This window comes from Kitasatospora sp. NPDC057940 (genome assembly GCF_042887425.1).
GTDB lineage: Bacteria > Actinomycetota > Actinomycetes > Streptomycetales > Streptomycetaceae > Kitasatospora.
On the sequence record NZ_JBHVPH010000023.1, the window covers coordinates 92,090 to 115,594 of the forward strand.

20 protein-coding genes and 3 pseudogenes are annotated in these 23,505 nt (G+C 72.2%); 17 read left to right on the top strand and 6 right to left on the bottom strand.

Annotation, left to right across the window (positions count from 1 at the left end; all coding sequences use genetic code 11):
* The first annotated feature begins 931 nt into the window (after window positions 1-931).
* From ACFVTF_RS28690 to ACFVTF_RS28700, 3 genes and pseudogenes are all read left to right on the top strand, one after another.
* Window positions 932-1,363, top strand: coding sequence for an STAS domain-containing protein (locus tag ACFVTF_RS28690; RefSeq protein WP_387817295.1), 432 nt, complete (start codon window positions 932-934; stop codon window positions 1,361-1,363).
* A gap of 223 nt (window positions 1,364-1,586) precedes the next feature.
* A pseudogene (locus ACFVTF_RS28695) lies at window positions 1,587-2,112 on the top strand (2Fe-2S iron-sulfur cluster-binding protein); the annotation flags it as partial.
* Window positions 2,109-2,273 (top strand): annotated as a pseudogene (locus ACFVTF_RS28700) (FAD binding domain-containing protein); the annotation flags it as partial. The pseudogenes ACFVTF_RS28695 and ACFVTF_RS28700, both read left to right, overlap by 4 nt.
* An 84-nt stretch (window positions 2,274-2,357) precedes the next feature.
* Here the strand turns inward: ACFVTF_RS28700 and ACFVTF_RS28705 are convergent.
* Window positions 2,358-3,290: an alpha/beta fold hydrolase gene (locus ACFVTF_RS28705; RefSeq protein ID WP_387817296.1), complete on the bottom strand. Its 933-nt coding sequence runs from the start codon at window positions 3,288-3,290 to the stop codon at window positions 2,358-2,360.
* A 321-nt stretch (window positions 3,291-3,611) separates the two neighbouring features.
* Here ACFVTF_RS28705 and ACFVTF_RS28710 point away from each other — a divergent pair, with 321 nt between their 5' ends.
* Window positions 3,612-4,202, top strand: a complete 591-nt coding sequence (locus ACFVTF_RS28710) for a TetR/AcrR family transcriptional regulator (protein WP_387817297.1) — start codon at window positions 3,612-3,614, stop codon at window positions 4,200-4,202.
* 296 nt (window positions 4,203-4,498) lie between these two features.
* On the opposite strand, the gene ACFVTF_RS28715 is transcribed toward ACFVTF_RS28710, so the two are convergent.
* Window positions 4,499-5,407, bottom strand: a complete 909-nt coding sequence (locus tag ACFVTF_RS28715; RefSeq protein ID WP_387817298.1) for a LysR family transcriptional regulator — start codon at window positions 5,405-5,407, stop codon at window positions 4,499-4,501.
* A 136-nt stretch (window positions 5,408-5,543) separates the two neighbouring features.
* Here ACFVTF_RS28715 and ACFVTF_RS28720 point away from each other — a divergent pair, with 136 nt between their 5' ends.
* The 6 genes and pseudogenes from ACFVTF_RS28720 (at window position 5,544) to ACFVTF_RS28745 (ending at window position 10,231) form a co-directional block, all read left to right on the top strand.
* Window positions 5,544-6,362: an inositol monophosphatase family protein gene (locus ACFVTF_RS28720; RefSeq protein WP_387817299.1), complete on the top strand. Its 819-nt coding sequence runs from the start codon at window positions 5,544-5,546 to the stop codon at window positions 6,360-6,362.
* A 49-nt stretch (window positions 6,363-6,411) separates the two neighbouring features.
* On the top strand, window positions 6,412-7,008 hold the full coding sequence (locus ACFVTF_RS28725) for an NADPH-dependent F420 reductase (RefSeq protein ID WP_387817300.1): 597 nt from the start codon (window positions 6,412-6,414) through the stop codon (window positions 7,006-7,008).
* A 207-nt stretch (window positions 7,009-7,215) separates the two neighbouring features.
* The gene (locus ACFVTF_RS28730; protein ID WP_387817301.1) at window positions 7,216-7,464 is read left to right on the top strand and encodes a hypothetical protein; all 249 of its coding nucleotides are present in this window, start codon (window positions 7,216-7,218) and stop codon (window positions 7,462-7,464) included.
* Window positions 7,465-7,868: 404 nt separating this feature from the next.
* A pseudogene (locus ACFVTF_RS28735) lies at window positions 7,869-8,324 on the top strand (SRPBCC family protein); the annotation flags it as partial.
* Window positions 8,325-8,674: 350 nt separating this feature from the next.
* On the top strand, window positions 8,675-9,859 hold the full coding sequence (locus ACFVTF_RS28740) for a PP2C family protein-serine/threonine phosphatase (RefSeq protein ID WP_387817302.1): 1,185 nt from the start codon (window positions 8,675-8,677) through the stop codon (window positions 9,857-9,859).
* 102 nt (window positions 9,860-9,961) lie between these two features.
* Window positions 9,962-10,231 (top strand): hypothetical protein, encoded by a 270-nt coding sequence (locus ACFVTF_RS28745; RefSeq protein WP_387817303.1) that lies wholly within the window; start codon window positions 9,962-9,964, stop codon window positions 10,229-10,231.
* A gap of 980 nt (window positions 10,232-11,211) precedes the next feature.
* Here ACFVTF_RS28745 and ACFVTF_RS28750 read toward each other — a convergent pair.
* Window positions 11,212-12,006, bottom strand: coding sequence for an exodeoxyribonuclease III (locus ACFVTF_RS28750; protein ID WP_387817339.1), 795 nt, complete (start codon window positions 12,004-12,006; stop codon window positions 11,212-11,214).
* A 284-nt stretch (window positions 12,007-12,290) separates the two neighbouring features.
* Here ACFVTF_RS28750 and ACFVTF_RS28755 point away from each other — a divergent pair, with 284 nt between their 5' ends.
* Window positions 12,291-13,064: a GntR family transcriptional regulator gene (locus tag ACFVTF_RS28755; RefSeq protein WP_387817304.1), complete on the top strand. Its 774-nt coding sequence runs from the start codon at window positions 12,291-12,293 to the stop codon at window positions 13,062-13,064.
* A gap of 145 nt (window positions 13,065-13,209) precedes the next feature.
* On the opposite strand, the gene ACFVTF_RS28760 is transcribed toward ACFVTF_RS28755, so the two are convergent.
* The 3 genes from ACFVTF_RS28760 to ACFVTF_RS28770 form a co-directional block, all read right to left on the bottom strand.
* On the bottom strand, window positions 13,210-14,388 hold the full coding sequence (locus tag ACFVTF_RS28760; protein WP_387817305.1) for an ROK family protein: 1,179 nt from the start codon (window positions 14,386-14,388) through the stop codon (window positions 13,210-13,212).
* Between the two features lie 247 nt (window positions 14,389-14,635).
* Window positions 14,636-15,031 (bottom strand): hypothetical protein, encoded by a 396-nt coding sequence (locus ACFVTF_RS28765; RefSeq protein ID WP_387817306.1) that lies wholly within the window; start codon window positions 15,029-15,031, stop codon window positions 14,636-14,638.
* Window positions 15,032-15,051: 20 nt separating this feature from the next.
* Entirely contained in the window at window positions 15,052-16,695 is a 1,644-nt protein-coding gene (locus ACFVTF_RS28770; protein WP_387817307.1) for a hypothetical protein, read from the bottom strand.
* 434 nt (window positions 16,696-17,129) lie between these two features.
* Here ACFVTF_RS28770 and paaK point away from each other — a divergent pair, with 434 nt between their 5' ends.
* The 6 genes from paaK (at window position 17,130) to ACFVTF_RS28800 (ending at window position 23,457) form a co-directional block, all read left to right on the top strand.
* Window positions 17,130-18,386, top strand: coding sequence for a phenylacetate--CoA ligase PaaK (gene paaK / locus ACFVTF_RS28775; protein WP_387817340.1), 1,257 nt, complete (start codon window positions 17,130-17,132; stop codon window positions 18,384-18,386).
* Between the two features lie 360 nt (window positions 18,387-18,746).
* Window positions 18,747-19,802: a substrate-binding domain-containing protein gene (locus ACFVTF_RS28780; protein WP_387817308.1), complete on the top strand. Its 1,056-nt coding sequence runs from the start codon at window positions 18,747-18,749 to the stop codon at window positions 19,800-19,802.
* Window positions 19,803-19,847: 45 nt separating this feature from the next.
* Window positions 19,848-20,609: a class I SAM-dependent methyltransferase gene (locus ACFVTF_RS28785; RefSeq protein ID WP_387817309.1), complete on the top strand. Its 762-nt coding sequence runs from the start codon at window positions 19,848-19,850 to the stop codon at window positions 20,607-20,609.
* Window positions 20,610-20,675: 66 nt separating this feature from the next.
* A complete protein-coding gene (locus ACFVTF_RS28790; protein WP_387817310.1) occupies window positions 20,676-21,203 on the top strand; it encodes a GNAT family N-acetyltransferase in 528 nt (175 codons plus the stop codon).
* Between the two features lie 137 nt (window positions 21,204-21,340).
* On the top strand, window positions 21,341-22,753 hold the full coding sequence (locus ACFVTF_RS28795) for a pyridoxal phosphate-dependent aminotransferase (RefSeq protein WP_387817311.1): 1,413 nt from the start codon (window positions 21,341-21,343) through the stop codon (window positions 22,751-22,753).
* Window positions 22,754-22,818: 65 nt separating this feature from the next.
* Window positions 22,819-23,457 (top strand): hypothetical protein, encoded by a 639-nt coding sequence (locus ACFVTF_RS28800; protein ID WP_387817312.1) that lies wholly within the window; start codon window positions 22,819-22,821, stop codon window positions 23,455-23,457.
* The last annotated feature ends 48 nt before the right edge of the window (window positions 23,458-23,505 follow it).

Below are 23,505 nucleotides of genomic sequence, written 5' to 3' on the forward strand. Positions count from 1 at the left end.
GCGGCCGATATGGCTGCTGGCGAGAACCCAGCGGCCATGGCCGCCATCGGCACCGCGAGTATCGAGGTCCGGGTCCGCCTGGTCGCCGCCCACGTTCTCACGGTAGAGCGGCTACCCCGCAGTGGCAGTTCAGCGCGGCGATCCCCGCCGGACCCGCGAGCGCCTGCGGCATGGCGTCTGGCGCCCCTGCGCCAGCCACGCGAGCATCGGGCCATGACGGAACCCGAGCCTTCACCGCTAAGCCATGACGCCCATTACCTTGATGCGACAGCCCGCCTATACGGCTGGCACGTCGCTCGCGAGCAGGACGGGTCGATGAGGTTCTCACAGCTCGGCTGGAAGCTGCGGGTGGAGTTCTCACCGGACGGCCGGTTCTCGTCAGCCAGAGCGAACGGTCCCGATAAGGGGAACACCCAACTTGACTTACGGAGCGTAATCGACGTACTCGAAGAACACGGCGGCTCCGCGCAGCGCCAGCGCACAGAGCCGTGATTCATCAACGCGCTGCCCTGCTGGCCGCCCGGTACGGGAACTCCGTTGTCCGACTCATCGCCCATCACGGCTGCGGTCGCGACGACAGCATCCGCGAGGCCGCCACTGAGAGTTACTGGGAGGCGTGACCAGGGGCGGACTGTGCACGGCGCTGCGGCCAGCGTCCGAAGTCACCGCGAGAAGGCCCAGCACCGGGAACGTGACGGGAAGACCGGTGGGTCGGCTCTTATCCCGAGGCCGACGCCAGCCCCAAGATCAATCTCGGTGCCAACCGTGCCCGCCACCCGCTCGGGAGGCGGGGCGTATGGTGAAGGCGTCGGCCGCGGTCCGCCGGACCGTGCCCGGCCCCGCCGGTTGCAGCCTCCGCGCTCGGAATCCTCCTGGTACGGCCGTCACGGCATCGGTGCCTCATCGGGCCCCGGCGGGCGAGGAGGCCGCCATGCCAGCCGCTACCGTCGCACTCTCGCGCGGCGCCGACCCTATGCTGCCGGTGCTGAAGGCTCGCGCGGCCCTTATCGGCACGACCGCCGTGTGCCACCTGTCCGGTGAGATCGATCTCGACACCCAGGACATCGCCGCCGCGGCCCTGCGCCGGGCCTGCGCCTACCCCTGCGACCTGCTGTGCGTCGACATGCGCGAGGTCACTTTCTTCTGCTGCGCGGGGCTGAACCAGCTCCTGAGCGCCCGAAGCGAGGCGGTTGGCGTCGGCCGCGCGATTGCCCTGATCGCCCCCAGTCCCCAGGTCAGGCGCCTGATGCAGCTCACCGAAACCGCCGACCTGTTTCCCGTGCTCCCGGGCATCCCGCTCGGACACCCGGCGGATGGCCAAGATCGACTGCATGAGACCGCCGGGAACCCCGCAGACCGCTAGCGCTCAGGAACAGAGCGGCACAGGCCTGTGCGGGTCGCGGCGCCTGGTGGGCGGGTGCCACCCGATTTCTCGGCCTGCCGTAGTCGCGCGCGGTGCGGCGATCCGGCGGTGATTCACTGCGGCAGGATCGAACCGGTGGTTGCGGGCGTCCCGGGTCCGGGTGCGGCCCGGAAGGTGGAAGGCGTGACCGCGCCGGCCGGCACGGTCGGCCGCTGACCCGACCCCGAGGAAGCCCACGGACGCGGCCAGTACCGTCACCCTCTCCGTCCACGGTGAACAGTGCCGCCTCACCGTGGACCGCCGCCGCACCCTGCTTGACCTGCTGCGCGAGGACCTGGCGCTGACGGGGGCCAAAAAGGGCTGCGATTACGGGCAGTGTGGGGCGTGCACGGTGCTGCTGGACGGCCAGCGGGTGAACAGCTGCCTGCTGCTTGCGGTCACCCGCGACGGACCCTCGGTCACCACGGTCGAGGGCCTGGCCGCCGACGACTGGGCCGCATCCCCGGCAGCGGGCGTTCATCGAGAACGACGCGTTCCAGTGCGGCTTCTGCACGCCGGGGCAACTCTGCTCGGGCGTCGGGATGCTCACGGAAGCCGCGAAGGGCCGGCCGAGCGCGGTGACGGACGCCGGAGCGCAGGCGCCGCCGCCGCTTGACGAGGCCGAGATCCGCGGACGCCTCAGCGGCAACCTCTGCCGGTGCGGCGCCTACCCCGGCATCGTCCGCGCCGTGCGGGAGGTCGCGCCGTGAAGCCGTTCGGCTACCACCGGCCCGCCGACGTCGACGCGGCCGTGGCACTGGCCGCGCAGGTCCCGGGTGCCAAGTTCATCGCCGGCGGCACCAACCTGGTGGACCTTCTCAAGCTCGGCGTGGAGGTGCCGGAGCTGCTGGTCGACGTGAGCAGGCTGCCACGCAAGTCACAGTACTGCGATGCTGGACAGCTGGGTCGGTCAGGGCTGCGGGGCGCCGGTCCCGACACTTGTTTCCGCCCGGTCTCAATCGTCTTCGGTGATGAAGTCGGTCAGCGCGGCAGCCACGGCATCGGGCTGTTCATCGGGGATGAAGTGTCCTGCGTCCGGCACGACGATCCCGGTGGCGTGGTCGGCCCACGGCCTGAGGGCAGCTGCCATATCGGGGATGGAACCGTGGCTGCTGGAGATCCCGAGGACCGGGACCGTCAGGCGCTGTTGTTGCAGTGCTTCGTGGTTCCTGTGCGCCGACTCGACGGCGTTCCGGTAGTAGGCCAGGGACGCACGGAGACCGCCGGCGGCGGCCACGGACGCGGCGTACTGCTCAATTTCGGCGTTGTCAAAGGTGTCGGAGGAGAGAGACTTGGCCTTCAGGAACCAGCCGACGTACTCCCGTTCGCGGCCGGCTAGCAGTGTCTCGGGCAAGTCGGGCACGAGGTGGAAGGCGAAGTGCCAGGTCTTCCAAGCCTGTTCGGGATCGGTCGGGATCGCGTCGGGCAGTGTGATGCCCGGGATGCCGGCGTCGAGCAGTGCCAGGCCACGCAGCTGACGCTGATGCTTCAAGGCCAGGGAGAAGGCGACCCACGCGCCGATGTCGTGGGCGGCCAGCCAGTATGTCGAGATGCCGAGTGCCTTGACCGCGGCATGGACGTGCGCAGCGGCTGTGTGCGTGTCGTAGCTGATGTCCGGGCGTTCCGAGTGGCCCTGGCCCGGCAGGTCGATCGCGATGACTTGGAATCGGTCGGCCAGGTTCGGCATCACCTTGCGCCAGGCCCACCAGGTCTGAGGGAATCCGGCGAGCAGCACGATGGCTGGACCGTCCGGCTGACCGCCCTCAACCGTGTGAAGCCGGACGCCGCCCGCGTCGACCCAACGGTGGGTGAAACCGGCCAGGTTGGCCAGCGGCAGGTCGCGGACCGGGTTGCCTGAGCCGCGGCGGGCGCTTGCGGGGTCATTCATGGCTTTCCTCCACTGCTGTGCGGTGTGGTGACGGTCCGCTGGATGCCAGGTGTGCTGGTTGGTTCGGTGTGTCAGCCGGGGCCAGGCCCACGACGTTGAGACCAGGCCGCTGATGTCGGCCGCGATGCTCGGCCTGGCTGGCGCCGACGAACGCAGGGGCGCCGACCGCGAGCACGCGGTGCGTGTGTCGCTCTGCTGCGCGGCCGCGGGGTGTCCGGCCATGATCGCGCCTTCACTCTAACCCATCTTGAACTGCATAGTTCAAGATGGGAGGATGGTCTCCTCTGCTCGGAAGGCAGAGCGCAGGAGGGAGGTGCCGGCGTGGCAGGCAAGAAGCAGTTCGACATCGCCACGGTGCTCGACGCCGCGATGATCCAGTTCTGGCGGGCCGGCTACGCGGACACGTCGGTGGACGACCTGTCCCGGGCGACCGGGCTCAACCGCAGCTCCATCTACTCCTCCCTGGGGGACAAGGACACGCTCTTCACACGTTGCCTGGAGCGCTACACCGCGCGTTACGGAGACAAGTACGACGCCGCGTTGTCCTGCGCCGCCGACCGGCCCCTGGCAGCCGCGCGGGCGTTCTTCGACATCACCCTGGAACGCATCGCGGATCCCGGCCTGCCCGACGGATGCCTGGTGGCCCAAACCGTCATGGCGAGCCCAGTGCTGAGCGCGAACATCGCGGCGCGTGCACGGGAGGCGATCGGCTTCCAGCGCACCCGGCTACGCGCCGCTCTGAAGGCCGCCCGGCTGCACGATGAGGCGGCCGAGTCGTTCGCGACCCACCTCGCGGCCGTGAACCAGTCCCTCGCCGTCATGAGCAGAGCCGGAACGAGCACGGAGCAGCTGCGCGCCATCGTCGAGGTGACCCTCGACGCACTTGCGCGGACTCTCGGCGCGATCGACTGAGATTTGCGCGTCGGGCCCCGGTGTTCGCCCGGCCCGTACCGGCTTCTTGGTTGACGTCGGTGTGGGCCCTGAAAGCAGGCGAACTGCCAGCGAGGCGCACAGGTAATCCGATTGAGCAGAGCCGATTTGAAAGAGGGCGGTCGCCGGGCCCCAATGGTTGGCGAGCCGGCACGGAGCTGCTGACGGGCCGTCTTAAGTCCTCCGCCGGGGGCGGGTGATCTGATGCGGGTCCGCACTGCGGCTGGCATCGAGGTGGTCGCACGGGCGTCGGGGTGAAGTGCACCGGGCCGCGCCGGCTACGACGACGCTCCGGCCATGGTCAGCGCGGTTCGCGCCAGTGCGCGCAGCCAGGCGTGGGCGGGGTCGGTGTCGTAGCGCTGATGCCAGGACAGGTAGATCGGTGCTGACGGCAGTTCGAGCGGGAGGGGGAGCACGACCAGGCCGAGGTCGGCGACCGCTGAGCGCGTGGTGGCTTCGGGGACGCTGACCAGGAGATCGGAGCCACGTGCGAACTCCAGCGCGGCCGCTTCCGTGGGCGCGGTCGCCACCACGCGGCGGGTGAGGCCGAGTTGCGCGAGGGCGTCGTCGAGGGCGTTGGTGAGGTTTCCGCGCCTGGAGACGGTGACGTGCTCAGCGGCGGCGTACCGCTCGGCGGTGACGGTCCCGGCACGGGCGAGGGGGTGCCCCTGTCTCACCACGATGACCAGGCGGGTCTCGCCCACGATCTCGGCACGGATGTCCGGTGCGCTCGGGCGGTTGGCGTTCGCCTCCAGGTCCACGTCGCCGCGCCGCAACTCGGGGGTGTCGATGCTCGATTCCGCGACGAAGCGCAATCGCACGCCCGGCGCCTGTTCACGAGCGGCCGAGAGCATTGCGGGGCCGCTCAAGGCGACCAGGGAATCGTGCCAGCGGAGTGTGAAGGTGCGTTCCAGCGTGACCAGATCGAGTTCACGGCTGGGCGCCAGCACCCCCTGGACTTGGTGCAGCAGCTCGTGCACCTGCTCCCGAACCGCGATCGCGTACGGCGTGGGGGTCATCGTGCGGCCGGTGCGCACCAGGATCTGATCCCCGGTCGTGCGCCGGATCCGGCCCAGGCTGCGACTCATCGCGGGGGCGGTGACATGCAAGCGTGCGGCCGCCCCGGCCACACTGCCCTCCTCCAGCAGCGCGTCGAGCGCGGCCAGCAGGTTCAAGTCCAATTGCATGTGAGTAATCCTAGCCGTGTTTAACATGCATTTGAAGTTAATCAAGGGGCTGTATACCTTCGACACCAGAGCGCGGGACAGAGCGCAAAGCTCGGCCCGAAAGCCTCAATGTCTCTTACTCACAAGGGAGTTCACAATGCCCGAAACCCCTCAGGCCATTGACGTTGCCGCCTTGGACGCCGACCTGCTCGCCCAGACCGCGATCGCCGTCCGTGAGGTGGGCTCCGTGCTGCGCGAGCGCTTCGGTGAGGTGGTCCGCTACCAGAGCCGTGAAGAGCTGATGCGCGCGCTCGCCGTCAACGACGACACGGCCCTGGACACCCTGCGCCCCCGCCTCACGCGCCTGCGTCCGAACGCCGGCTGGGTGGAGGAGGAGCTGGACGGCGGGGCGTTGCCGCCCGGCGAGTGGTGGGTCGTGGACCCGGCCGAGGGCAACGTCAACCACCTGCACGCCCTGCCGGAGTGGGCGGTGACCGCCACCCTCGTGCGGGAGAACCAGCCGGTGCTCACCGTGGTCCACCTGCCGTTGACCGGCGAGACCTACACCGCGCTCACCGGCGCCGGCGCCCACCTCGACGGCCGGCCGCTGCACGTCTCCCCAACGGCGGACCTCGGCCTGAGCATCGTGGCCACCAGCCAGGCCCGCCCCGACGAGGACGAGAAGGTCGTGCGGCGCGTCGGCTCCTCGATCACCGCGATGCTCTTCGACGCGCTCGTCGTGCGCACCGCCGTGCCCGCAACCCTGCACCTGACCAACGTCGCCGCCGGCCGCATCGACGCCTTCTGGCAGTTCTCCGGCGCCCGCGCGGACCTGCTCCCCGGCGCGCTGCTGGTTACCGAGGCCGGCGGACGGATCTCGGACGCCCAGGGCCGCCCCTGGACCCCGCAGAGCGAGAGCTTCCTGGCCGCCGCGCCCGGCGTCCACGCCCAGGCCGTCGCCACGCTCTCCCGCTGACCGCGCACCACGACCCGCAACCCGCACCCACGAGAAGGACCACACCATCATGACCACGATCGCAGTTCTCGGAAACGGCCGCGTCGGTGGCAACCTGGCCGTGGCGCTCACCCGGGCGGGGCATGAGGTGACCGTGGCGGACCGCACGCCGGGCGCCGCCGCCGACGCCGCCCGGAGCGCCCAGGTCGTCATCAACGCCACCCCGGGAGCCGGCTCATTGGAGCGGCTCGCCGCCCTGCGCGAGGAACTGCGGGACAAGGTCCTCGTCGATGTCTCCAACGCCACCACCGACGGACCGGACGGACTGCCCGCCGACCTGATCTACCCCGGCTCAAGCCTCGCCGAGCAACTCCAGGAGGCCCTCCCCGAAACCCGCGTCGTCAAGACCCTCAGCACCATGCTCTTCCCGGTGATGACCGCGCCGGCCACGCTCACCCAGACACCGACCGTCTTCCTCTCCGGCGATGACCCCCAGGCCAAGCAGGCCGTCGGTGAACTGCTCACCGACCTCGGCTGGCACAAGGAGTGGATCACCGACCTCGGCGGGATCCGGACCGCCCGCGCCACGGAGGCCGCCATCCTGTTCGTGCCGCACGTCATCCGGTCCACCGGATTCACCCCCTTCGCGATCTCGATCGCCCGCTGACCCGCACCCAGTGCACCGCCCCCGGCGGGCTCACCGCCGAAGCGGGTACGACAGCACACCCAGGGCCGGCGGTGAAGTGCCGGACACCAGGGTGAGTATCCTTGCGCGGCCGCAGCCGACCAGGTCGGCTTCTTGCTGCGGACGAGCAACTCGCGCAGCATGCGTCGGCCGGTGGAGCCGGTCGCTCCGAGCAGGACGGTTCTGCGCTTGTGTCCGCTTCCTCGACAGCTACTCCACTACGCTGCCGCCGTCGAACCGCCCGACTTCGACGCCTGCCCCGTCCTGCTCACCCAGCCCGCCGAGGACCGCTGGACCCCCCACCACCTCCGCGCCCCCGCCCTCTCCCGCATCACCAAGGTCCCCGTCGACACCGTCATGCTCGACAACTCCGGCCACTACCCCCTCGAAGACCCCGGCCTCCAGCAGATGGAAGACGCCATCGGCCGCACCGCCTGACCGACACGCCCCGATCAGCCGGCTCCTCCGTCCCCCCCCCGCAGCGGCCGGACGCGCGAGGCAGAGCCCACGTTTCACAGCCGCGATCAACACGGTCGCGTCGTAGCGGACTGCGGGTTGTCGTATCGCGTGGCGACGGTGCGACTTCTCTTGGGCCGGTTGATCCCGTACCCGACCGCACGGCGCTCACGGTAGACGGCCGGGGCTCTGCTTGCCATCGGACACGGGACAGAGCCGGTCGCCCTAACGAGGACGGCGGATGCTGGACCTCCCCGAAGCGTTACGCGCCGGACATGCTCGCAGCGCTGAGGCCTGTACCGGTCGGGGTGATTGAAGCCGGGACGGTCGGGCAGGCGCCCATCGGTCCGGATCGTCCGGATCGGCCAGGCGAAGGGAGTGCCCTGATGAGCAGGGTTCAGGAAACGATCGACGTCGACGTCCCGGTGCACAGCGCGTACAACCAGTGGACGCAGTTCGAGGAGTTCCCGCGGTTCATGGACGGCGTGGAGGAGATCCGGCAGATCGACGACCGGCACTCCCACTGGCGCACGAAGGTGGGCGGCGCCCAGCGCGAGTTCGACACCGAGATCGTCGACCAGCTGCCGGACGAGCGGATCTCGTGGCGCACGGTGAGCGGTGACGTCCGGCAGATGGGCGTCGTAACTTTCCGGTCGCTGGACGACCGCCACACCCGGGTCAGCCTCACGATGGAGTTCGAGCCGCAGGGCATCGGCGAGAAGGCCGGTGCGGTGCTCGGCGTCCTGGACCGCCAGGTCAAGGGCGACCTCAAGCGCTTCAAGGGCTTCATCGAGGAGCGTGGACACGAGAGCGGCGGCTGGCGCGGCCGGATCACCCCGGGCGCCGCCGCCGCGGGAAGCGCCGGTCACCTTGCCGACGCGCCGCCCAGGGAGACCCCGCAGGCCCGGATGACCGGCGAAGGGGCGCCGCCGACCGACCAGGGGCTGTCCGAGGGGATACCGGGCAGCACCGGTCCGGTCTCCGCCATGCCGCCGGACCCGGACGACATGCGGCACGGCTGAGGACTTGGCCTGGGTAGCCGCCGGGCCCCGACCGCCCACCGCGGTCGGGGCTCGACAAGGTGATCGGGTCGGGCGAATGACACGGTCCGTGTCCTCCCTTCGGGGGACTCGCGGCACGGCAGCCAGGGGTTCGGCTGGCCGGGCACCGGGTTTCGGGGTCGGCTGGGCCCATGGCCGACGAGACCCCGCCGCTCAACCTCGGCGAGCAACTGCTGGAGCGCTTCCTCACCACCGGGCGCACCCTCGACCCGCTGGACGCCCAGGCCATGGCCGAGCAGTACGGCCGGGCCCTGGGCCTGGGCAGCTGCGTCGTCTACCTGGTCGATATCCAGCAGAACCAGCTCGTCCCCATGACGGCGGGCCTGGCGCTGCCGGTGGAGGGGACGCTGGCAGGCTGGACGTACCGCACGGGCGCGCTGCGGGTCGCCGAGGACCCGACCTCGGGGCTGGTGGCCTGGTTCCCGCTGGTCGACGGCGCGGACCGGTTGGGCGTCCTGTGTCTGCGGGCCACTGCGCTCGACCGCGAGGTGGTGCGCCGGTGCAGGCTGCTGACCGCGCTGCTCGCGCTGGTCATCACCGCCCGGAGGGATACCAGCGACAGCTATGCGCTGAGCACCCGCGCCGCCACGATGACCCTACCGGCCGAGATGCTGCGGGCCTTCCTGCCACCCCGCACGCTCTGCTCCGACCAGGTCATCTCGTCCGCCGTCCTGGAACCCGCCTACGACCTCGGCGGTGACGCGTTCGAGCACTCGCTCGCCGCCGGCGTGCTGCACGCCGCCGTCCTCGACGCGATGGGCCACGACTTGGCCTCCGGCCTCACCGCCGCGCTGGCACTCGCCGCATGCCGCAACGCCCGCCGCAACGGTGCCGACCTCCCCGGGCTGGTCGCCAGCATCGACGAGGCGCTGTCCCGCTGGTTCCCCGACCGCTTCGCCACCGGCGTGTTCCTGCGGCTGGACCTCGCCAGCGGCGTCCTGCGCTGGTCCAACTGCGGCCACCCCGCCCCGCTGCTCATCCGCGACCAGGTGGTGGTGGCCGACGCCCTGGTGCGGCCACCGGAGCCGCCACTCGGGCTCGCGGGCCTGGCCCCGACCACCCGCCAGGTCCACACGCTCCAACTGCGCCCGGGTGACCGCCTGCTGATGTACACCGACGGCGTGATCGAGGCGAAGGGGACGGACCACGAGTTCTTCGGCCTCGACCGGTTCGCCGACTTCGTCATCCGCGCCACGGCGGCGGGCGAGCGCGCACCGGAAGCGCTGCGCCGCCTGATCCACGCCCTGCTGGAGCACCAGAACGACGCACTCTCCGACGACGCCACCATTATGATGGTCGAGTGGCAGCCATCTTGAATCAGCTCGGAGATGCTGTGGCCACGGCGTTCAACGACTGACTCGCCCACCGTCGTGACGATCAGCGCCAATCCGGCATCGTGAAGGGCGGCGCTATGCGCCATGGACCCCGACGACCTGTGTTCCGGTCCCTTCTTCCGACTACGGCTCAGCCGTACCGCTGATCGAGCCGAGCTGACGCGGTTGTTCCCCGGGGCATCTCCCGGCGAGGTCACCAAGGCCGGGATGTCGGCCACCCTCAAGGGCGCGCACCTGGTCGAGGACCTCGTGGTGACCAACCCCGCCTGCGAGACCATGCTGAGGCGCCTGCTGACCGTGACGGTAGGCCGCACTACCGGCCTCGACGCCGCGGCTGACCGGGGGGATTGGTAGGCACCTGGCCGCGGTCATCCGGCGCGGGCGGCTCCTGTCCGCGCTGTTGCAGGACCCGCAGCTTCGAGAGGAGTGCTCGAAGAGCGCGGCCCCGGGCAAGCTCGCGATGGACCGGCCGTCGGGCCACAACCAGCCGTGGCGCCCGCACACCCCTGAGCACGAGCCGCTAGACGCGGCCGACGCGTTGCTGTGGGTGCTGGCCTGGCAGGGCTTCGGCCCCGCGGGCATGGGGGGCCCTGCGCGCCCATGGCAACGTGGTGAGCAAGCAGATGCGGGCCGGCGCACTGCGCGGCTCCGTCTCCTACCACCGGTTAGCCGGCACGCTCTTCGCCAGCCTCGTGCTCGGCTGCACGCCTCCGCACCTGTGGCCCGATCCCCCCGGCGACGACCGGGCACCGTGGGAGCGCGAGGACCTCCCGGACCCGCTGCACCCGGTCGTGCCAGGCGGGCCGGTGACCCTGCTGATCGGCCGCTCCGCCCACGCCGTGCTGCTGGACCTAGCCCCGGAGGGGGTGAATGCCGTCGGCTGCTGGGTCGCGTGGGCCACCCGGACCTTGGTCCCCGCCGCAGCCGACCCGTTCCTGATTCACTACCGCAAGGGCGTCCGGCACGCCGACGCTCGCCGCCACCTCCTTCGCGACTTCGACGCGCTCGTCCACGCGGCGGTGCCCGGCGCCACGCCGGCCAAGGGCATGACGATGCCGGCCTGGGCTCGGCACGCTCGCCGCACTGCCCAAGGAGACCCTCGAAGCACACCGCCCTCGGCCTCTATTCGATCTGCCCCGTCGGCCGGGGGGTGTGCCCGGAGCCAGGGAATCAGCTGCTTCGGGTTCGCTCAGTGCGGCCGTGGGGTCTGGCCCTCTGCATGTGAAGCCAGGCCCGCAGCGAGGGGAGTTGCGGGGAGGACGACCACGGTGGGCGACCTGGATGGCAACGATGGCCTCGCGCAAGCCAGAGTTCGCCAGTGAGCAGACGGACCGTCAGAGCTCGTGGTCGTACACCACAGTGACCGGCGCGTGGTCTGACCAGCGCTCGGCATGGTTGGCGGCGCGTTCGACTGTCGCTTCAAGGGCCTTGGCGGCGATGCCCGGGGTTGTACAATGCAGGTCGATTCGCCAGCCGGAGTCGTTGTCGAAGGCGCGGCCGCGGTAGGACCACCAGGAGTAGGGGCCGGTGCGGTCGGGGTGGAGGGTGCGGACGACGTCGACGTAGCCGGCTTCGTCGTAGACGCGGGAGAGCCAGGCGCGTTCTTCGGGGAGGAAGCCGGCGGACTTCTGGTTGGCCTTCCAGTTCTTGAGGTCTTCGGGGCGGTGGGCGATGTTCCAGTCGCCGCAGACGACGACCTCGCGGCCGTCGGCGGCGGCGCGGGTGCGGAGGGCGGTGAGGTGGACGAGGAATTCCGCCATGAAGCGTTCCTTCTCGTCCTGGCGTTCGGTGCCGACCTCGCCGGAGGGGAGGTAGAGGCTGGCGACGGTCAGCCCGGGCAGGTCGATCTCGACGTACCTGCCCGTGTTGTCGAACTCCTCGGACCCGAATCCGATGACGGTCCGCTGCGGCTCCTGGCGGGACAGGACGGCGACGCCGGCCCGGCCCTTGGCGACGGACGGGGCCCAGACCGCGTGCCAGCCGTCGAGGTCGCGCAGTTCGACGGGCAGTTGCTCCGGCTCGGAGCGCACCTCCTGGAGGCAGACCACGTCCGCCTCGGTGCCGGCCAGCCACTCGACGAAGCCCTTCTTGGCCGCCGCCCGGATTCCGTTCACGTTCACACTCGTCACCACGATCACCCGGGCAGCCTACCGAGTGCCGGGGCCTGCGCCGAAGCGTGACGCGCGCCGCCGCGGGATGACGTGAACGCGGCATGAATGTGTGCGACAGTCGCACCAAGCCACGCCATTGGTCTTGACCATCTCCGGACGATGCCCCTAGGGTCGCTTACTGCAAAGACCTTTAATAAAGAAGGACGGATAAAAGCCCGCTCTCCCACCTGCCGCATCCGCGGACAGCGGGCCCGGGATCCGACCTCCTTACCGCAGGTGGACGAAGCAGGGTGGAGGACACGGTGGGGACGACTGGACAGCTTTCGGCGGTGCCGGAACCGAAGTACTGGCACCTGCGCACGGTGCTGCTGCGGGCCATCGACTCGGAGTTCTCCACCGGCCAGGTCCTGCCCAACGAGCGCGAGCTCTCCGCCCGCTTCGGGGTCGCCCGGGCGACCCTGCGGCAGGCCCTCGACCAGCTGGAGCTGGAGGGCCGCCTGGTGCGCCGCCGGGGGATCGGCACCCTGATCGCCGCCCCGCGGGTCGGCGTCCCGGTCAACCGGCAGGAGGAGGGCTGGCCCGGCGTCGGCCGCAACCACGCCTGGCGGACGGTCGACTGCACCACCGCCCCCGCCCCGGCGCAGCTGGCCAAGGGCCTCGGCATCGCCGAGGGCGCCACCGTGCACACCGTCCGCCGGGTGCGCCTGGTGGAGGGCCGGGCGGTGGCCACCGAGTCGCTTCACGTGCCGGCCGCCGCGCTGCCGCACCTGCCCGGCTTCCGGGCCGAGAGCGACCGGGCCCGCTCGGTGCTGCGCCAGCTGGAGCGGCTGGAGGTGGACGGCGAGTCCCGCGCGGTCGAGCTGGGTGTCGCCGAGGCCGACGAGGCCGCCCTGCTGGAGCGCCCGCCCGGTTCGCCGGTGCTGGTGATGACCACCCAGTACGCGTCGACCGGCCGCCTGGTGGCGCTCGCCGTCGCCACCTACCGGGCCGACACCTGCAAGCTGACCTTCGGCTCGACCGGGCTGGTCGAGGTCACCCCGGTCGGCGCTGCGGCCGAGGTCCGCACCGCCTCCTGAACCACTTTTCCGACACCCTCAGACCGAGGCCCGAACGCCCGACTGGCGTCCGGGCCTCGGCCGTTGTGTAGGTGGAGTTGTCAGGGCGGAGCCGAGTCCGGACCTCAGCCCGAGGCTGAGGTCCGGCGCGGAGCCCAGGGGCCCGTCAGGCGCGGCCGTTGCCGGTGGTCGGCGGGTCGACGGCGAACAGCTGGTCCTCGACGTGGTCGAGGGCGACGCGCAGCGCGCCCATCGCCACGACCTCGGACCCGAGCGCGGCGAGCGCCACCTCGGGCGCGCGGAGGGTGAACTGGGCGAGGCGCTCGCGCAGCGGTTCCAGGACGCCGTCGAGGCCGGCCGCCCAGCCGCCGATCACGACGAGCTGCGGGTCGATGGCGAGGACGAGCGCGGCGACGCCCTGGACCAGGCGGGTGAGGAAGCGGTCCATGGCGACCTTCGCGACCTCGTCGCCCTCCCGTGCGAGCCGCAGGACGCGGGCGACGGCGGCCTCGTCGAGCGGGTTGAGCGGCTTGCCGGTGGTGGAGAGAAGCCGCTCGGGGGTGACCTCCTGGCCGAGCAGGTGGAGGGCGCCGATCTCGCCGGCCGCCCCGCCGAAGCCGCGGTGCAGCTTGCCGTTGATGAGGGAGCCGGCGCCCGGGCTGAGGCCGGCCATGACGAAGACGACGTCGCCGGCGCCGACCGCCGCGCCCTGCCAGTGTTCGGCGATGGCGGCGAGGTTGGCGTCGTTCTCGATCAGGACGGGGCAGCGGAAGGAGCGCCGCAGCCGGGCGCCGAGGTCGAGGCCGGTCCAGCCGGGCATGGCGGTGCCGAGTTGGATGGTGCCGTCGCGGTCGACGATGCCGGGGGTGCCGATGCCGACGGCCCAGAGGTTGTCGCGGGAGATGCCGGCCTTGCGCAGGACCTCCGCGACGGCGGTGCGGACGGCGGCGAGCCGGTCCTCGGCGTCCAGGGTCTCGTCGACCGGCTTGAAGTGACTGCCCACCACCTCGCCGGTGAGGTCGGCGAGGATGACGTGGATGTCGTGCACGCCGACCTCGATGCCGAGGATGTGCCCGGCCTCGGCGCGGAAGCGGAACCAGCGGGCCGGTCGGCCGCGCCGGCCGGTGCCGGGCTGGCCGTCCTCCTTGGGCTGGTCGACCTCGGCGACCAGCCCGGTTTCGACCAGACCCTCGATGACGCCCTCGACGGTCGGGCGGGAGAGCCCGGTCTCGCCGACGAGCTGAGTGAGGGTCACGGAGTGGCCGGTCCGCAGCGCTCGAAGCGTGACCGCCGCGTTGATCCGCCGCAGCAGCGAGGAGTCTCCTCCGGTGAGCCGATCCGCCAATGCGATGCCCTTCGCCGTTCGCGCGACTGCCCTGGCGCGCGGTGTCGAGTGCGCGGTGCCCACCGAATGGCCCGCGGGGGTGTGCCACCCCCGGAACGCGGCACGGCGGCGCGGGGCCGCCTGCGCCAGGGCCGGAGGACAAGCGGAGCCTACCCGGGGGTGGGCCCGCTGGGCGAGAATCCTTGCAGCTCATCCAGGCTTCGGTATCGAAATGGTACGCATCGGGTGGCGGTGCACGAGCCGGGCTTCACGGCCCGGCCACGGGCCGCCCGCCGCCGGGCCGCCGGGACCGTACCGACCAGCGGGAACGGGCGGAGAACAGCGAGCCGAGGCTCAGCCGGGAGCCGGCCGACAGGGCGCTGAGCACGGAGCCGGCCGACCCGAGGGACAGGACGCTGCCGGCGGACCCGATCGAGAGGACGCTGCCGGCCGACCCGATCGAGAGGATGGAGCCGGCCGAGCCGATCGACAGCACCGAGCCGACGGACCCGACGGAGGCGATCGAGCACACGGAGGCGATCGAGGCGAGCGAGGCCAAGGAGGCCAGGGAGGCCTTGGACCGGAGCGACCGCGGCCGCCGCTGGGGCTGGAAGGGTCGCAAGGACGGCAAGCACTGCGGGAACCGCACGGGGGAGTCGGGCACGGCCCGATGGTAGCGGCGGCTCAGGGCATCCGCGCCGCGAACAGCCGCTGCCCGAGCAGTCCCATCGGGTGCCCGTCCTCGGGCAGCGCGAGGACGGTCGGGCAGCCGACGGCGGTGAGGGCGGCCCGCCAGCGCTCGGCGGGGAGCGCCGGGAAGGCGGGGAAGCCGGGGACGGCGGGGACCGGGACCGGGATGGCAGCGGCGGGGACCGGGGAGGCGGGAGCGGCAGGGCGGACAGCGGCGGCGGGGAAGGCCGGGGAGTCGGTGCGGGCCTCGGCGTCCCCCGTGATCAGCAGGTCGAGCTGTTCGCCGGTGGGCGCGAGCAGCAGCAGCTGCCCGCCGGGCGCGAGCTGGTCGACCAGCTCCGGGACGACGGCGTCCGGGTGGCCGGTCACGGTGGCGACGACGAGGTCGTAGCGGCCGCCGTCGGGCAGCTGGTGGTGGTCGGCGCCGGGGCGGGGCCGGGCGGCGAGGGCCCGGGTGACGGTGGAGTCGGCGTCGTCCTGGCCGAGTTCGAGGATGCGCAGCGGCTGCGGCCCGTCGTGGGTCTCGGCGAGGCCGCGGACCAGCGCGCCGAGGGCGGCGCCGAGGTAGCCGCGGGCGGCCGTCCAGCGGATCGGGGCGGCGGCCGGGCGGGGGGCCTCCTCGCCGGTGATCAGCCGGGGCAGCCGTAGTGCGCCGCGTCGGACCCGGTCCAGGGCGGCGACCGGTCCGAGTCCGTCGTTCCAGGCCTCGACGGCGGGCCGCCAGGCCTCCCGGACCTCGGCCGCGGTGAGTTCGGGTCGGCCGTAGTGGACGTCGTCGTGCCGGGTGATCAGGCCGTGCCGGGTGAGCGCGTCGAGCCAGCGGCCGACCCGGGGCCGCTGGGCGGGCGTGACGAGGGCGGCGGTGAGGATCTCGGCCTCGGTGTGCCCGCGCTCGGGGTCGGTGAGGACGCCGCTCTGCTGGAGGGTCAGCAGCAGCGCGGACAGTACGGCGTGGTCGAGGTGGGTGCCGAAGGCCTGGACCTGTTCGGCGGTGACGCCTATGGCGTGCTTCCAGGCGATGGCGTCGGCGGCGTCGGCGGCGGTGCGCAGCCGCCGGTCGGCGGCTTCGGCGTGGCTGTGCGGGGCGCGGACGTGGGCGAGGACGGCGCCGAGCGCGTCGACGGCGGCGTACACGTCGTCTTGTCGAGGTTCGGGGCCGACGTGCAGGACGAGCCGCAGGGCGCCGAGGTCGTGGTCGGCCAGGTCGGGGCGGCGGCTGAGGCTCCACAGCAGGGTGGAGGGCAGGCTGAGGTGGGTGGTGCCGCTGGCGGCGAGGTCGACGAGCTGCTGCTCGGGGTCCTGCCGGGGGTCGCCGCAGTGGACGGTGCCGCCGGCGAGCAGGGTGGCGAGGGCGAGTTCGACGGCGAGGTCGGTGGCGGGGTGGAGCACGGTGTGCCGGATGGGCGGCGGGCCGAGGACGCCGGCCCAGTGCCGCAGCCGCTGTTCGGCGGTGCGGGCGGCGGAGGGCGGCAGCGCGGCGTGGGCGGCGACGCGCTGGGCGAGCGCCCGGGGCAGGCCGCCCGGCGGCGAGACGCCGAGCAGCAGGCCGATGCCGCTGATCGCGCGCCCGTCGGCGACGACGGCGGGTCGGTCGCCGAGTTCGCGCAGCGCGCTGACCAGGGCTGGAGTCGTGGGCACGGTGATCACTCCGGGGTGCGGGGGAGAAGCCGCACTACTGAACCACGTGGTCGGGCCGGGTGATGCCGTGCACGGGTCAAACTTCTGTAATGATTTTCATATCGGACAGCCAAGGTGGGGGTCCGATCTCCACCCGAAGTGGTCGGAACTTCGCATTCCGAATCCGGTGTGCGACCCCTTGACAGCCGGTGCGGGCGCTGGGTTACTTGGCGTGGAGGTCGCCCTGACCGAACGATCGGTCGGCATGCCCGTCCCGGCCGACCTGCGGAGGAGTGACGATGACCGGCAGCGCACCCGCCCCGCGCCCGTACGGCGAAGAGCCCGCCTGCGGGGAAGAACCCGGCAGCCGCGGCGACGAGCCCGCCCGCGCCGGGCAGCCCGCCCGGCGCCTGGGCGAGCCGATCCCGCCCGCGCTGCTGGACGCCGGCGAGCGGATGGGCGTCGACGAGCTGCGCGCCCACCAGCTCACCCGCCTCCGGGCCACCCTGCGCCACGCGTACGACAACGTCGAGCTGTACCGCCGCAAGTTCGACGCGGCCGGCGTCGGCCCCGAGGACTGTCGCACCCTCGCCGACCTCGCCCGCTTCCCCTTCACCACCAAGGCCGACCTGCGCGAGGGCTACCCGTTCGGCATGTTCGCCGTCCCGATGGAGCGGGTCCGCCGGCTCCACGCCTCCAGCGGCACCACCGGGCGCCCGACCGTCGTCGGCTACACCGAGCACGACCTGTCGATGTGGGCCGACGTGGTCGCCCGGTCGATCCGCGCGGCCGGCGGCAGGCCCGGGCACAAGGTGCACATCGCCTACGGCTACGGGCTGTTCACCGGCGGCCTGGGCGCGCACTACGGCGCCGAGCGGGCCGGCTGCACCGTCATCCCGGCCTCCGGCGGCATGACGGCCCGGCAGGTGCAGCTGATCCAGGACTTCCGTCCCGAGATCATCATGGTCACCCCCTCCTACCTGCTGACCCTGCTCGACGAGTTCGAGAAGCAGGGCGTCGACCCGCGCAGCACCTCGCTGCGCATCGGCATCTTCGGCGCCGAGCCGTGGACGGAGGAGATGCGGCGCGAGATCGAGGACCGGCTCGACCTGCACGCCGTCGACATCTACGGCCTCTCCGAGGTGGTCGGCCCCGGCGTCGCGCAGGAGTGCGTGGAGACCAAGGACGGGCTGCACATCTGGGAGGACCACTTCTACCCGGAGATCGTGGACCCGTTCACCGACCAGGTGCTGCCCGACGGCGCGAGCGGCGAACTGGTCTTCACCTCGCTCACCAAGGAGGCGCTGCCGGTCATCCGCTACCGCACCCGCGACCTCAGCCGGCTGCTGCCCGGCACCGCGCGCCCGGCCTTCCGGCGGATGGAGAAGGTCACCGGGCGCAGCGACGACATGATCATCCTGCGCGGGGTGAACGTCTTCCCGACCCAGATCGAGGAGGTCCTGCTGCGGACCCCGGGCGTCGCGCCGCACTTCCAGCTGCGGCTCACCCGGCAGGGGCGGCTGGACCGCATGACCGTCCGGGTCGAGGCGCGGCCGGACGCCCCGGCCGAACAGCGGGCGGCGGCGCGGGAGGCGATCGTCCGGGGAGTGAAGGACGGGGTGGGCGTCACCGTCGCGGTCGAGGTGGTGGAGCCGTACGCGCTGGAGCGCTCGGTCGGGAAGATCCGACGGGTGGTCGACGAACGGGAGTGAGGCTGACGGGGGGCCCGCAGCCCTGCGGCCCGGGGGTGTGGGGTCCCGGGGGCGTGGGGTCCCGGGGGTGTGGGGCCTGCGAGGCCGGAGGCGTAGGGCTGTCCGGGGGGTGATGCCCTACGCCTCCGGCGTCTACAGCAATGTAGACGGTCAGGTGGCGGAGCGTCCAGCCGAGCACAGCCGCGGGCCCCGACCCGCGGCCTGCCGTCCCGCCAGCCTCCGCCTCGCGGACGCCTTTTGACGGACACCCGCCGACGGAGGCCTGAGACCCATTCGGCGCACCGGGATCGTGGTCGCGGCCGAAGGTTCCCAGACTCGAACGAAAGAGGGGTGGACCCAACCAATCGGAAAGGCATCCTCATGAGCATCGGGCTGCGCCGCGTCCTCGCGGTGACCGCAGCGATTTCCCTCGGCCTGGGCGCGGCGTCCTGCGACAGCGCGTCGCAGTCGTCCAGCGGAGGCTCCGGCGGCGGGCCGGCTCCCCTCCCGGCCGCAGCCGGGAGGGGAGCCGGGCGGATAGCCCTGCTGCTGCCGGAGGCCAGGACGACCCGCTACGAGCAGTTCGACCGGCCGCTGATCGAGAAGCGGATCAAGGAACTGGCGCCGGACGCGCAGGTCGACTACTACAACGCCGGCCAGGACGCCGCCGTCCAGCAGAGCCAGATCGACGCCGCCGTGAAGAAGGGCGCCAAGGTGCTGATCCTGGACGCGGTGGACGTCAAGTCGATCCAGGCGTCGATCCAGAAGGCGCACGACGCGGGCGTCAGGGTGGTCGCCTACGACCGCCTCGCCCAGGGGCCGGTCGACGCCTACGTGTCCTTCGACAACCGCAAGGTCGTCGAACTGCGGGGCCAGGCCGCGGCGGCGGTGGACGGCACGGCGGACGGCGGCGGGACGATCACGACCGACGGCTCGGCCACCGACCCCGATGCGGCCGCCCCCAGCGCGGCTGACCCCAACGCTGCCGCCCCCAGCGCGGCTGACCCCAACGCTGCCGCCCCCAGCGCGGCTGACCCCAACGCTGCCATCCCCACCGCGGTCGAACCCAACGCGTCCGGTTCCGAGGCGTCCGGCCTGAGTGTCCCGCTGACCGGCCAGGACTTCCAACTCGACGGCGTGCAAAAGATCCTGGCGGGCACCCAGGCCATGTCGGTCTACAAGCCCTTCAAGTCGCAGGCCGACGTGGCCGCGCAACTGGCCGTCGACCTCGCCTACGGCCAGGAGTTCGGCGGCGCCCTCGTGCCGACCACGGTGACCAGCGGCAGCAGCGACAAGGTGCCGGCCGGCCTGATCGCCCCGGTCGCGCTCACCAAGGACAACATCAAGGCCACCGTGGTCGCCGATGGCCTCTTCACCGTCGCCCAGATCTGCACGCCGGACTGCGCCGCCGCCTGCTCCGCGGCTGGCCTCCAGTAGCTGCGGCGGGCGTGAGCACCCCCGCGCGGGCCCTATGCTGCGGAGATGCCGAGTGAGCTGCGCACTCTCAAGCCGGAGACCGACCAGCCGGAGACCCACCCGTCGGAGGCCGACCAGGCGAAGGCCGACCAGTTGGAGGCCGATCAACCGGAGGCCGACCAGTTGGAGGCCGACCTCGCCTTCATCCGGCGCGAGACCGAGCTGAAGCCCGTCCCGTTCGTCCCCGAGGTCGGCCTGCACATGGCCGAGGACGCGATCACCCTGTGGGAGACCACCGAGCGGGCGCGGGGGGAGGTCGGACTGCCGCCGCCGTTCTGGGCGTTCGCCTGGGCGGGCGGGGTGGCCGTCGCCCGCCACGTGCTGGACCACCCCGAGCTGGTGGCCGGGCGGGTGGTGCTCGACGTCGCCGCCGGGGGCGGGGTGGTCGGCGTCGCGGCCGCGCTGAGCGGCGCCGCGTCCGTGCGCGCCGCCGAGATCGACGCCTACGCGGTGGCCGCCATCGGCCTCAACGCCGAGGCCAACGGCGTGCGCGTGGAGGCCGCGCTGGTGGACCTGGTGGACGGCGACGGCGCCCCGGCCGACGTGGTGCTCGCCGGAGACGTCTTCTACGAACGGGCCATGGCCGCGCGCTTCCTGCCCTTCCTGGAACGGGCCGCCGCGCGCGGCGCCACCGTCATCGTCGGCGACCCCGGCCGGGCCTACCTGCCCCGGGAGCGGTTCACCGCGCTCGCCGCCTACCAGGTGCCGGTCGTCGCCGACCTGGAGGACACCGCCGTCAAGACCACCACGGTGTGGCGGCTGGGCTGACGGCCCGTCCGTCCAGGCTGCGGAATTCCCGGCCGCCGGGCGGAACCGCCTGCTAGACAGGCCGCCATGACCGACGAGTTCGCCCCGCGCACTGCCGCTCCCGACGAGTTCGCCCCGCGCACTGCCGCTCCCGACGAGTTCGCCCCGCGCACTGCCGCCCCCGACGGGATCGCCCTGCGCACCGCCACCCCCGACGAGATTCCCGCCCTGCTCGCCCTCTGGGCCCGGGCGGCGAAGGGCGCCAGCATCACGGACGACGCCCCGGGCGTGGCCGCGCTGCTCGCCCGGGACCCGGAGTGCCTGATCGTCGCGACCCCGGTGGGCGACCCGACCGCCGTCCTCGGCACCGTGATCGCCGGCTGGGACGGCTGGCGCTGCCACCTCTACCGGCTCGCCGTCGACCCCGACCACCGCCGCCGGGGCATCGGCGCCGCCCTGCTCGCCGCCGCCGAGGCGCGCTTCGCCGCGCTCGGCGGCCGCCGCGCGGACGCCATGGTGCTGGACGACAACGCCCTCGGCCACCGCACCTGGGAGGCCGCCGGCTACCGCCCCGAACCGCAGTGGAGCCGCTGGGTCAAGCCGCTGACCGTCTGATCCCGCACCCGTCCGGACGGGCGCCGAGCGCTGGCGGCCGTGCCCGGGGCGTGGTCCGCTGGGGCCGATGCGTGTGCGAACGACCATGTTCCGGCACGCCTCCCAGCCCACCCCGCGAAGCCCGGAGAAGGACTGCCATGACCGCCGACACCCGCACCCTCGCCTCTCCCGAGGCGGCCGCCGAACAGCTCACCCGGATGACCGACCTGGAGCAGGCCCTCGCCTACTTCCACCAGCACGTGGCGTCCCCCCGGGCGGTCAACCTGTCCGTCGCCGAGAACGTCCTGCTCTACCACCACTCGATGAAGAAGAAGGTCTTCGACAACATCCAGCTGATCCCCGAGCGGTACATCCAGTACATCGACTCGGCCGGGACCTTGGCGGTGCGCCGGCCGGTCGCCAAGCTGCTCACCCTGGCGCTCGGCGCCGAGGTCGACGAGGGCGACGTGTTCGGCGTGGCCGGGGTCTCGTCCGCGCTGGAGTGCATCGCCTTCGCGCTCAAGGGCCGCGACCCGGTCGGCCCGCCGCTCAGGGACGGCGACGAGGTGCTGATCCCCGCGCCGTACTGGCAGGGCTTCAACTGGTCCTTCCAGGAACGGCCCAGGCTCAGGTGCGTCCCGGTGAACCTGCCGACCACCGGGGAGGAGCGGTACCGGCTCACCCTGCCCCTGCTCAAGAAGGCCTACGAGGACCGGAAGGCGGCCGGCCGCACGCCGCGCCTGCTCGTCCTCACCAACCCGCACAACCCGCTGGGCGTGAACTACTCGCGGGCCCTGCTGGACGAGATCTACGGGTGGGCGCTCCACCACACCGACCTGCACATCATCTCGGACGAGATCTACTGTCACTCCCAACTCGACAGCAGCACCACGAAGTTCACCAGCGCGCTGGCCCTGAAGGCGTACCGGGAGCAGCCCGACCGGATCCACGTGGTCTGGGGCTTCGCCAAGGACTTCGGCCTGTCCGGCTTCCGCACCGGCTTCGTGATCTCCCGGAACCCCGCCGTGCGCAACACCATGCTCGGCAACAACGACCCGGCCGAGCCCACCCACCCGCTGCCCTGGTTCAGCCCCTTCGACTCGCTGAAGACCTACGTCATCCAGGACCTGCTGAGCGCCCCCGCCAACGGCCCGGGCGGCGAGCTCTACACCACCTACGCGATGCGGGAGTACCGCTCGCTGCTCAAGACGAGCTTCGAGAGGGTCAAGGACGCCCTGGACGCCGCCAGGATCGACTACGTGCACCGGCCCGGTGACAACGCCGCCCAGTTCTTCTGGCTCGACCTCACCAAGTACCTCGGCAAGCACCCCGTCCACGGTCACGAGGAGGTGGCCGGGCTGCCGCTCGCCGGGCCGAGCGGACTCGACCCGAAGGAGGAGCGGCTGTTCAGGTACCTCATGGCCGAGCCCACCGAGGTCACCCTGCTGCCCGGCGGCACCATGCACAACCCGGCGCCCGGCTTCTTCCGGCTCTGCTTCACCGCCCGCCAGCCCGAGGACGTCGTCGCCGCCGTCCAGCGGGTCGGGACGGCGCTGGGGAAGCTGGAGTAGCCGCGGCCCGCCGGGACGTGCCCCGGCGGCGGGAGGGCGCGCGACGGCCGGATACCGTGGGACGTATGCGAATGCTGAGGCGGTGGTTCCGTCGGCCGGACTTCGACCACGAGGCCTTCGAGGAAGGGCTCCAGAGGTCACTGGAGCGGTTCCACGGCGATCTGCTGAACTACCCCGCCGACGGGCCCTGGGACGAAGTCGCGTACTGGGACCCGCTGTCGGCCGTCCGGCTCTTCGGCGGCGGGGTCGGTGACGGGCGCTGGGAGGACCGGAGCCGGCTGGGCGTGCCCGGGCCGTTCTACGCCGGCATGACGGACACCGGCCTCAACGGGCCGTTCTACCTGCCCGCGCACGTCCTCTCCAGCGAGGAGCACTGCGAGTTCGTCTACCGCCAGCCGGGCGACTTCCGGGAGCTGGCGGCCCTCGTCGGGGTCGCCCAGATGGAGCCGATCGGCGGCTTCAACTGCGACGGCGACGACCACTGGACGCCGGAGACCGTCCGGGCGTGGTGGCACGGGCGGGACGCCGTCCGGGAGTGGATCGCCGCCGAACTGGCCGGCGTCGACGGGCGCAACGACCCCGAGGCGTTGCGCGGGTACGCGGCGTACCTGGACGACGGGCTGGAGGACTACCTGCGGGGCTACGTCTTCTGGTTGACCGAGGGGCGCGAGCCGGGGCCCGACGAACCGCTGCCGACACTCTGACGCCCGGCGCCTGACGCCTGACGTCCGGCGCGCGGCACCGCGCCGTGC

Bases quoted from the DNA above. Each gene is read 5' to 3' on its own strand.
- ACFVTF_RS28745 (WP_387817303.1), top strand. From the start codon at position 9,962: ATGGACCCCGACGACCTGTGTTCCGGTCCCTTCTTCCGACTACGGCTC.
- ACFVTF_RS28725 (WP_387817300.1), top strand. From the start codon at position 6,412: ATGACCACGATCGCAGTTCTCGGAAACGGCCGCGTCGGTGGCAACCTG.
- ACFVTF_RS28740 (WP_387817302.1), top strand. From the start codon at position 8,675: ATGGCCGACGAGACCCCGCCGCTCAACCTCGGCGAGCAACTGCTGGAG.
- ACFVTF_RS28720 (WP_387817299.1), top strand. From the start codon at position 5,544: ATGCCCGAAACCCCTCAGGCCATTGACGTTGCCGCCTTGGACGCCGAC.
- ACFVTF_RS28790 (WP_387817310.1), top strand. From the start codon at position 20,676: ATGACCGACGAGTTCGCCCCGCGCACTGCCGCTCCCGACGAGTTCGCC.
- ACFVTF_RS28780 (WP_387817308.1), top strand. From the start codon at position 18,747: ATGAGCATCGGGCTGCGCCGCGTCCTCGCGGTGACCGCAGCGATTTCC.
- ACFVTF_RS28715 (WP_387817298.1), bottom strand. From the start codon at position 5,407: ATGCAATTGGACTTGAACCTGCTGGCCGCGCTCGACGCGCTGCTGGAG.
- ACFVTF_RS28785 (WP_387817309.1), top strand. From the start codon at position 19,848: ATGCCGAGTGAGCTGCGCACTCTCAAGCCGGAGACCGACCAGCCGGAG.
- ACFVTF_RS28795 (WP_387817311.1), top strand. From the start codon at position 21,341: ATGACCGCCGACACCCGCACCCTCGCCTCTCCCGAGGCGGCCGCCGAA.
- ACFVTF_RS28705 (WP_387817296.1), bottom strand. From the start codon at position 3,290: ATGAATGACCCCGCAAGCGCCCGCCGCGGCTCAGGCAACCCGGTCCGC.
- ACFVTF_RS28800 (WP_387817312.1), top strand. From the start codon at position 22,819: ATGCGAATGCTGAGGCGGTGGTTCCGTCGGCCGGACTTCGACCACGAG.
- ACFVTF_RS28690 (WP_387817295.1), top strand. From the start codon at position 932: ATGCCAGCCGCTACCGTCGCACTCTCGCGCGGCGCCGACCCTATGCTG.
- paaK (WP_387817340.1), top strand. From the start codon at position 17,130: ATGGGCGTCGACGAGCTGCGCGCCCACCAGCTCACCCGCCTCCGGGCC.